8 protein-coding genes and 1 pseudogene are annotated in these 9,725 nt (G+C 32.3%); 7 read left to right on the forward strand and 2 right to left on the reverse strand.

Annotated elements, in window-relative coordinates:
- Nucleotides 1-44 precede the first annotated feature (44 nt).
- The 3 genes and pseudogenes from ISP73_01785 (at nucleotide 45) to ISP73_01795 (ending at nucleotide 3,561) form a co-directional block, all read left to right on the forward strand.
- Nucleotides 45-893 (forward strand): DMT family transporter, encoded by an 849-nt coding sequence (locus ISP73_01785; protein ID MBL6657315.1) that lies wholly within the window; start codon nucleotides 45-47, stop codon nucleotides 891-893.
- 53 nt (nucleotides 894-946) lie between these two features.
- Nucleotides 947-2,401 (forward strand): DUF5106 domain-containing protein, encoded by a 1,455-nt coding sequence (locus tag ISP73_01790; protein ID MBL6657316.1) that lies wholly within the window; start codon nucleotides 947-949, stop codon nucleotides 2,399-2,401.
- A gap of 57 nt (nucleotides 2,402-2,458) precedes the next feature.
- Nucleotides 2,459-3,561 (forward strand): annotated as a pseudogene (locus tag ISP73_01795) (OmpA family protein).
- Nucleotides 3,562-3,620: 59 nt separating this feature from the next.
- Here ISP73_01795 and ISP73_01800 read toward each other — a convergent pair.
- Nucleotides 3,621-4,151: a Smr/MutS family protein gene (locus ISP73_01800; protein MBL6657317.1), complete on the reverse strand. Its 531-nt coding sequence runs from the start codon at nucleotides 4,149-4,151 to the stop codon at nucleotides 3,621-3,623.
- A complete protein-coding gene (locus tag ISP73_01805; protein ID MBL6657318.1) occupies nucleotides 4,141-4,989 on the reverse strand; it encodes a DUF2279 domain-containing protein in 849 nt (282 codons plus the stop codon). The genes ISP73_01800 and ISP73_01805 overlap by 11 nt, the downstream gene beginning before the upstream one ends.
- 87 nt (nucleotides 4,990-5,076) lie before the next feature.
- Between ISP73_01805 and fahA the strand changes: the two genes are divergently transcribed.
- The 4 genes from fahA to ISP73_01825 all read left to right on the forward strand — a co-directional run.
- On the forward strand, nucleotides 5,077-6,327 hold the full coding sequence (fahA, locus tag ISP73_01810) for a fumarylacetoacetase (protein ID MBL6657319.1): 1,251 nt from the start codon (nucleotides 5,077-5,079) through the stop codon (nucleotides 6,325-6,327).
- A gap of 17 nt (nucleotides 6,328-6,344) precedes the next feature.
- Nucleotides 6,345-8,543 (forward strand): bifunctional (p)ppGpp synthetase/guanosine-3',5'-bis(diphosphate) 3'-pyrophosphohydrolase, encoded by a 2,199-nt coding sequence (locus ISP73_01815; protein ID MBL6657320.1) that lies wholly within the window; start codon nucleotides 6,345-6,347, stop codon nucleotides 8,541-8,543.
- Between the two features lie 70 nt (nucleotides 8,544-8,613).
- Entirely contained in the window at nucleotides 8,614-9,066 is a 453-nt protein-coding gene (locus ISP73_01820; GenBank protein MBL6657321.1) for a transcriptional repressor, read from the forward strand.
- A 6-nt stretch (nucleotides 9,067-9,072) separates the two neighbouring features.
- On the forward strand, nucleotides 9,073-9,725 hold a 653-nt coding region (locus tag ISP73_01825; GenBank protein MBL6657322.1), incomplete at its 3' end, for an adenylosuccinate synthetase.

Consider the following 9,725-nt stretch of genomic DNA (forward strand, 5'->3'; position numbering starts at 1 on the left):
AGAAAAATTTGAGGGATTTCATTCATAAAAACAGTTTATTATCGATGCACTTTATTGTCATTCTACTTGGCTTTACTGGTGTTCTAGGTAAATTAATTGATTGTGGGTCAACAGTGTTGGTGTGGTACAGAATGCTTATTGCATTTGTTTTTCTTCTAGCTTACATTTATTTCACATCAAATTTTAAGATATCAAAAAATAATTTTATTCAAATACTTGGAATAGGCTTCGTTGTTGCTGCTCATTGGTTATTTTTCTTTGAGAGCATAAAAGTTTCTAATGTGTCTGTTGCCGTAGTTTGCATGGGTACATCCTCTTTATTCTCCTCATTTTTAGAGCCTCTGATTCTCAAGCGAAAAATACAATTTAGAGAATTGATTTTAAGCATCGTTGTTCTTTTTGCAATAGGGTTAGCATTAAATGCTGATTTCTCCTATGTATTGGGTTTTGTTTATGGTGTAATAGCTGCTTTTCTCGCTACATTATTTACCATTTTGAATGCTCTTTATGTCAATAAGGTAAGTTCTGAAAAAATTACACTTATTGAAATGTTAGGCGGTTTTTTAATAATATCAGTCTACCTTTTATTTTCAAACAATATAGCTTTCAGTGACCTTAATATTAGCTCTAAAGATATTTTATACCTGATTATTTTAGGCGGTATTTGCACAAGTTTTGCTTTTGTAATAAGTGTTGAAGTAATGAAGTTTTTATCTCCTTACAACGTTATTATGGCTGTGAATTTAGAACCAGTATATAGTGTGCTATTAGCACTACTTATTTTTGGTGAGTCAGAAAACATGAATTTATCATTTTATATTGGTGGTTTACTCATTATAACTACTGTATCTGTAGATGCTTACCTCAAAAAAAATAGCAAACAAAAAAAATAGAATTGTTGATTACACGTTATGTAAGTTAATGTTTAAACTCTTATTTTTGCAAAATGAATAAAAACACACTTTTACTACTTTTCACATTGCTACCATTTTTTAGCATCTATTCTCAGGGTTTTAAATATGATGGTCAAGTAGTCGGCTTGAATGATTCCACTTGTATGCTAGCGTACTATTATGGCGATAAACAATATGCTAAGGATACTGCTGAAATTGATGATAATGGCAAATTTGTTTTTGAAGGTGAGGAAGCCTTAGACCACGGTATGTACATGGTCGTTCTTCCTGATGGCAACTACTTTGAAATGGTAATTACTGAAGATGAATTTTCTTTTTCAACTTCGATAGATAATCTAATAGGTAATATGAAATTTACCAACTCCATTGAAAATGAAAAATTCTATGGATATATGCAGTTTATATCTGAAAAACAAAGTGCCTTAAAAGATCTACAGGATAAAAAAGAATCAGCAACGGAAAATGAGAAGAAAAGCATTGACACTCAAATTGAATCAATGAGTTCAATTGTAATGGACTTTCAAGAAAACTTTACTAAAGAAAATCCAGATATATTATTTTCAAAAATATTACTCGCAAGTAAAGAAATTGACATTCCAGAACCTCCAGTTAATAGTGATGGTAGTATTGATAGTACCTATCAGTTTAATTACTATAAATCACACTTTTTTGACAATCTCGATTTTTCGGATGACAGAATGTTAAGAACACCTGTATTTCATAGTAAAATCAATACATATTTGGAAAATCTAACAGCTAAAATGCCCGATTCTTTAATTGTTTCTTGTGACTACTTGATTAGCAAGTCAAAAGCAAACCCTAAAGTGTTTAGGTATTTAGTTTCTTACCTTACCTCTAAGTACGAGCGATCTAAAATTATGGGACTTGAAAAGGTCTTTGTTCATCTAGTAAAAAAACATTATGCCACCAATGAAGTGGATTGGATTGATGAAGCCCAAATGTTTAAAATAGTCGATAGAGCTGAAACTATTGAGCCGCTTATGATAGGCTCTAAGGCTCCTAATTTAGTGCTAAGAGACTCCTCTGAGGTGATTCATAATATGTACCAGTTTCCAACGGATTTAACTATGATCATTTTTTATGATCCAGACTGTGGACATTGTAAAAAAGAAATCCCTGTTATCAAACAAAACTATGATGAATGGCTTGAAGATGGAATTAGTATTTCAGTAATGGCTGTATGTGTAGAGTTAGATAGAGAAAAATGGGTGGACTTCATTGACACATATGATATAGGCGATTGGATAAATGTTGCTGAATTTAGAACTTTTGTTGATGGTGAGTACAACAGAGATAATGACCCATATGTAACGCCATTTCCATACATAAAGCAATTGTATGATATTAATGGTACTCCAAAGGTGTATTTACTAGATAAAGATAAAAACATTTTAGTTAATGCCATTAAAGGTAATATTGGCGTAGAACAACTCTCAGAATTAATTATTAATGAATCAAAAAAATAATATAACTTGACAAAGTTATAGTATATTTGCCTCACTATTAATTAACTTATTTAAAGCATGAAAAAGATTCTACTATTAGGATTAATGGTGTTATATGCCATTAGTTCTTTCTCGCAAGATTTACCTGAAAATCCAGAAGCTGGAAAGTGTTATGTCAGATGTACAACACCAGATGTTTATGTAAATGAAGAAGTAAAAGTTCAAGTTAAACCTTCTTACAAAATCATCAAAACGATACCTGCTAAATTTGAAAAAAGAACTGAAAAAGTTTTAGTCAAATCAGAAGAAAAAAAGCTGAGAGTTATTCCTGCAAAATGGGGTAAAGAAACTGTTGATTACATCAAAAAAGAAGGTGCCTCTAATCTAACTGTAACCCCAGCAACTTTTTATGATGATTCGGAGACGATTGAAATAAAACCAAAATATGCACAATGGGAAATGGGCGCTTCAAATCCTGATTGTGAATCAAACAATCCAGATGATTGTAAATACTGGTGCTACAAAGGCTACCCAGCTGAGTATAAAACCGTAAATACAAAAAGATTAAATCAAAATGCAACTATTAAGAGAACACCTACTAATGAACAAAAATCTAACTATACAAGAAAAGTAATCACTGAGCCAGCAAGAGTTGTAGAAGAGATTATTCCTGCTGAATACTCTACTATTACTAGAACAGTTAAAGTTCAAGATGCAAAAACAATTGAAGAAGTTGTTCCAGCTGAATACATCACTGTAACTAGAGAAGTATTATCAAAAAAGGTGGATTAACAAGTTGGAAAGAGGTTGATTGTAGTCTTGTGGAGTATCAAGTCCTTCCTATAAACTGGAACTTAAATAGTTATGTATTAACACAAGAGGCAAAAAACATTATCGACACTAAATTATTACCAATTTTAGCAAATAATCCAACAGCTAAACTTGAGATTGCTTCACATACAGATTCAAGAGGAACAGACGAGTCAAATCAATTACTCTCAGAAAGAAGAGCACAAGCTGTTGTTAACTATCTTCAACAAAGAAAAATTAACTCTAGTTTATTAGTTGCAAACGGCTATGGTGAAAAGAGGTTAAAAAACAGATGTTCTTATGGAGTTTCATGTACTGAGCGCGAGCATTCTGTAAATAGACGAACTGAATTTAGGTTAATTAATAATTAGGCTATTTATATTAGGTTCTAAGTTCTGAAAAGGGGTTGACATATTGTTAGCCCCTTTTTTTATCTAAAAAATACATCTGTTGCCCCACCAGAATATTTTAAATAATCAGAGTCTTTAAAATCTAAACGGAATGAATATAATAAATGATGTACTTCTCTCCTTAATACCCCCTGCCCTTTTCCATGAATAATAACAAGTTTATGTATTTTTGACTGAAGTGCTTTGTGTAGTATTTCTTCACACTTTTCTAATTGGTAGTTAACAATTTCATAATTACTCAAATGATAATAATTATCTACTAAATTTTCAATATGAATGTCAATCTCCCAAATCAATTTACTTTTTGATTTAAAAATGGAATTCTTGTCAGTTTTTATACTGACTTTTTTAAATCCGTTAGGGATATGCGTCGATTTTAGGGTTTTATTAAGGTCATAATTAACTTTAACCAGCTTAGTCAGAAGATGCTCTTCCTCAAAGCCATCTTTAGTTAAAATTATTGCATTTTGGTTATGTACAGAAATAACCTCTCCACCACCCTGACTATCAAGGAAGTCAACATAATCTCCTACCTTTATGTTATTGTCCATAGTGAATTAGGTAAAAATAAATTTTCTCTTTAGAAAATTTAAAAGCAGGCATAGGCACTTTAATAAAGCTCAATATTTTCAGTGTTTTACCTAAAAAGCCTGATTTAGTTTTAATCTTTCTTAAATTAACATCAAGACTTAAATAAAACTCTCGTTTTGTGTTTACTTCATCAACATTACCATTTAGCATACCATCAGCTCCATAACCAATAGTAACATTTAACCAATCTGGAACAGTAGTTTGCCTAAAGCTATTGATGTTAAACGACAACCAGTATACCTGACCATTATAATCTTTTATAGATTGTTGAAGAAAGTTTTCACCTAGTAAATTTGGATTTTGCTTAGCATATTCTGAGGGTGCAAAAGAATATTTCAATTGAACTTTTTGCTCATTGAAAAGTAATTCCTGTCCAATAAACAGCAACGTACCAGTAGTATTCGCAACTAAATCTCCCCATGAGGCGCCCCATTCTTCTGAAAAACCATCTAGTATTTCTATAGTTGTCAAGAAAAAAGAACCATAAAGCCCCCCAAACCACAAGGCTTTTTTCTTAGGAACTCCAGCCCACAACATTAAATCTCTTCCTTGAAGTCCAACACTATATGCAGTAGTTGCATGTCCAATCTTATCCATTTGTAACCAATTTGAATTGTCATTGTACCAATGAAAACTACTTCTGGGGTAATCTTTATACCATAAATCATTTAAAGCATACATGGTAGCAGAATACATTACGATTTCAGTACCTAAAGCATATCGAAAAGCTTTAGTACTATCTGCTTGTTGACCAAAACAGAATTTTGCAATGAACAAGAAAACTACAACATATCTCACAATGCAAATATAGTTAGTAGGTTTTTGAAAAGTTGATAATTGGTTTGATTTGTTTATTTATCTTTGCTTAACATAAAACAAAAAACTATGATTGAAGCCAATAATCCCCTCTTAAAATCATGGATTTCAGTACCTAATGGTAGTGATTTTCCTATTCAAAATATTCCTTTTGGAGTAGCTAGTATAAATAATGAAAGTGTTGCTGTAAGTCGAATCGGAGATACAGTGATAAATCTCTCAAAATTATTTGAACTAGATTTATTTAATGCTATTTTAGATGAAAACCTTTTCAAAAGTGAATTTTTGAACTCTTTTTTAAAAAAGGATAAAGAAACTTGGCGTGCAGTTAGAAATCAACTTTCTGTTATTTTTCAGGATGAAAGCTATAAATCAAAAATAGAAAGCTCTCTTTCTGATATAAATGAGGTGACAATGCAAATGCCAGTAAAGGTCGGTGATTACACTGATTTTTACTCTTCAAGACAACACGCTTATAATGTGGGATGCATGTTTAGAGATCCTGATAACGCATTGTTGCCAAATTGGCTTCATATCCCTGTGGGATACCACGGAAGAGCATCTTCAATAATTCTTTCAGGACAAAGCATTCATAGACCTAAAGGTCAGCAGATGCCAGTAGGTGCAGAAAGCCCCGTATTTGGACCTTGTAAACTGTTAGATTTTGAGCTTGAGATGGCCTTTATTACTGGTGAAGGAAAACCTCTAGGTCAACACATTGACATTTCTGAAGCAGAGGATTACATTTTTGGAATGGTTATCTTTAATGATTGGTCTGCTCGAGATATTCAAAAATGGGAGTATGTTCCGCTTGGACCCTTTTTAGCAAAAAACTTTGCCTCCTCTATTTCTCCATGGATAGTAACTCTAGATGCCTTAGAACCCTTTAGATGTGAAGGTGAAAAGCAAGAGCCAGAAGTATTACCCTATCTTAAATTTTCAGGCAATAAAAACATAGACATCAATTTGGAAGTACAAATTGGTTCCGATAATTTTGAACCACATACAGTATCTAAATCGAATTATAAGTACATGTATTGGAATATGAATCAACAATTGGCTCACCATACTATAAACGGTTGTGATATTCACGCCGGAGATATGATGGCTTCTGGTACTATTTCTGGAAATGATGAAAGTGCTTATGGTTCAATGCTAGAGCTATCATGGAAAGGTACTAAACCAATAGAAATGCCTGATGGAAGTGAACGTAAGTTCATTAATGATGGTGATACAGTAGTCATGAAAGCATATTGTGAGAAAGATGGTGTAAGGATTGGTTTCGATGAAGTAAAAACCAAAGTCCTTCCAACTTATTAATCCAATAAAAAAATATAGTGCAGTCGATAAACGTTGATATAGAAAGAAAAGAAATCCTTAATAGATATAGAGGGTTACTAAGAGACTGCAGTGATAAAACCACTAAAGAAGATAAAAAGAAAATACGTAAAGCCTTTAACATTGCTGTTGAAGCTCATAAGGATATGCGTAGAAAATCTGGTGAGCCATACATCTACCATCCGATTGATGTAGCTAGAATTGCAGCTAAAGAAATTGGTCTTAGCACTACTTCTATTATCTGTTCTCTTCTACATGATGTTGTTGAAGATACAGACTACACCCTTGAAGATATTGAAAGATTATTTGATTCTAAAGTTGCGCGAATCATCGATGGTCTTACTAAGATATCTGAAGTATACGACCAAAACGTTTCTATGCAGGCAGAGAACTTCAGAAAGATGCTTCTTACTCTCTCTGATGATATCAGGGTTATTCTAATAAAGTTAGCAGATCGTTTGCACAATATGCGAACACTTTCTTCAATGCCAAAGCATAAACAATTAAAAATTGCATCAGAAACACTATACTTATACGCTCCACTTGCACATAGATTAGGGCTATACGCTATTAAAACTGAACTTGAAGATTTAGGGCTAAAGTATACTAAATCCGAAATTTATAAGGCAATCTCTGAAAAACTTGCACAGAGTAAAGCTGCTAGAGTAAGATATATCAATAAGTTTGTTCAACCCATTAAGGAAGAACTAAATAATCAGAGTTTTAATTACAGTATAAAAGGTAGGCCTAAATCCATCTTTTCTATTCGTAGTAAAATGATTAAGCAAGGTGTTGAATTCGAGGAAGTTTTTGACAAATTTGCCATTAGAATAATTGTTAAATCTAATAAGGAAAATGAAAAATCCGATTGTTGGAGAATTTATTCAATAGTCACTGATTTCTATAGACCTAACCCTGACCGATTAAGAGATTGGATATCTACACCTAAAGCAAATGGATATGAGTCATTGCATACTACTGTAATGGGGCCAAATGGAAAATGGGTAGAAGTACAAATTCGTACAGAACGAATGGACGATATAGCCGAAAAAGGCTTTGCTGCCCACTGGAAATATAAAAATAGCTCAAAGGAATCAAATCTTGATAATTGGATAAATCGTATAAGAGAATTACTAGAAAGTCCAAATGCCAATGCCATTGATTTTGTAGATGACTTTAAAATGAATTTGTTTTCGGAAGAAATATTCATTTTCACTCCAAATGGAGACCTTAAAACATTACCAAAAGACGCTACACCAATAGATTTTGCATATGAAATTCATACAGAAGTTGGCAGCAGATGTCTAGGTGCAAAAGTTAATGGTAAACTTGTACCCTTCTCTCACTCACTTAAAAGTGGTGATCAGGTCGAAATTATTACTTCAAACAAACAAAGCCCTAAAGAAGATTGGCTATCATTCGTAAAAACCTCTAGAGCAAAATCCAAAATAAAAAATGCTCTTAAAGAAGAGAAAAAGAAAATAGCTTCAGAAGGAAAAGAAATTCTTAAGCGTAAGTTAAGACATATCAAGGTTACTTTAGACCACAACACAGAAAATGAAATGTTGAAATATTTCAATCTGAAAAATAGTCTTGACATGTATTATATGTTTGGTGTTGGTGCGTTGAACAATAAACATATTCGCTCCTATGTAAATACTAAAAATCAGGGTTGGTATGGATTACTTAAAAGACGTATTTACAGTAAGGACGCATCAAAGTCTGAGGAAAAAATCAAAATACCTAAAAATAAACCTACTGTTATTTTCGGTGATGATCAACAGGTGCTAGACTATAAACTTGCTAAATGCTGTTCCTCAATTCAAGGGGATGAAATATTTGGTTTTACTACAATCAACGACGGTTTAAAAGTCCATAATGTAAACTGCCCAAATGCGATACAGCTACAATCTAGATACGCATATAGAATAATACCAGCCAAATGGGCAACAGTTGAGAACCTTGAATATTCATCAGTATTGAAAATAAGTGGATACGATCAAATAGGATTGGTAAGTAAAATTACCAAACTTATATCTAATGAAATGAATGTAAATATTTCGTCAATAAACATCAAATCAAATGACGGTGTTTTTGACGGTCGTATATCCGTATTAGTTATCAATAAAGTGCATTTAGAAAATCTTATTAACAAATTAGAAAATATTGAAGGTGTGGAGTCGGTAGTTCGCCTTTAAAAACTGTTAATAAATTACTAATCTTTCTTCTCAAAAAAAAGTTATTTTTACGCTTAACATTTAGCACAAAATGTCTAAAGCATTATCGACATCTTCAGTTCTAGAAATTTTCACTCAATATCTTGAGAAAAACGGTCAACGTAAAACTCCTGAACGCTTTGCTATACTTCAAGAAATTTACGATCACAAAGGACATTTTGATATAGAAACCCTTTATATAAAGATGAAAAATAAAAAGTACAGAGTAAGTAGAGCTACCCTTTACAATACTATTGAGCTTTTAATGGATTGTAAATTGGTTAGAAAACATCAGTTTGGTAAAAACCAATCCCAATACGAAAAATCATTAATCAGTGGTCAACATGACCATATCATATGTTCTAAATGTAATTCAGTCACAGAGTTTTGTGACCCAAGAATTCAGAATATTAAAAATACTGTTCAAGACTTGTTAAAATTTGAGGTAAATAACCATTCTCTTAACTTATATGGTATTTGCGAAAAATGTCAATCAAAAAAATAAAAATAAATGTCCGTAGATGTATTGTTAGGCCTTCAATGGGGCGATGAAGGAAAAGGTAAAATTGTAGATGTATTAACAAACGACTATGATATAATTGCACGTTTTCAAGGAGGACCAAATGCTGGCCATACGCTAGAATTTAATGGTATTAAACACGTATTGCATACCATTCCTTCTGGAATTTTCAGAGAAAATGCCATTAATATAGTTGGAAATGGTGTAGTTATTGATCCTATTATCTTTAAAAAAGAAATTGACGCACTAAATAAGATGGATATCGATTTAGTCTCGAAATTGCTTATTTCCAAAAAAGCTCACCTTATTTTACCAACACACAAAATATTAGATGCAGCTTCAGAAAAAGCAAAAGGTAAAAGTAAAATTGGTTCAACTCTTAAAGGAATAGGGCCAACCTATATGGATAAAACGGGTAGAAATGGACTTAGAGTTGGTGATATTTCTTCAGCAGACTTTAAAGAAAGCTATGATAAACTCGTTGAAAAACACAGTCGTTTGCTTAATAACGACTTCATGGATTTTGATTTAAGCACACTAGAAAAAGAATGGTTTGAAGGTGTTGAAACTTTAAAAACATTTCAACACATAGACAGTGAACATTACTTATTTCAAGCACAAAAGAATGGAAAGAAAATTCTAGC

The organism is Flavobacteriales bacterium (assembly GCA_016779935.1).
In the GTDB taxonomy this organism is placed as follows: Bacteria; Bacteroidota; Bacteroidia; order Flavobacteriales; family UBA7312.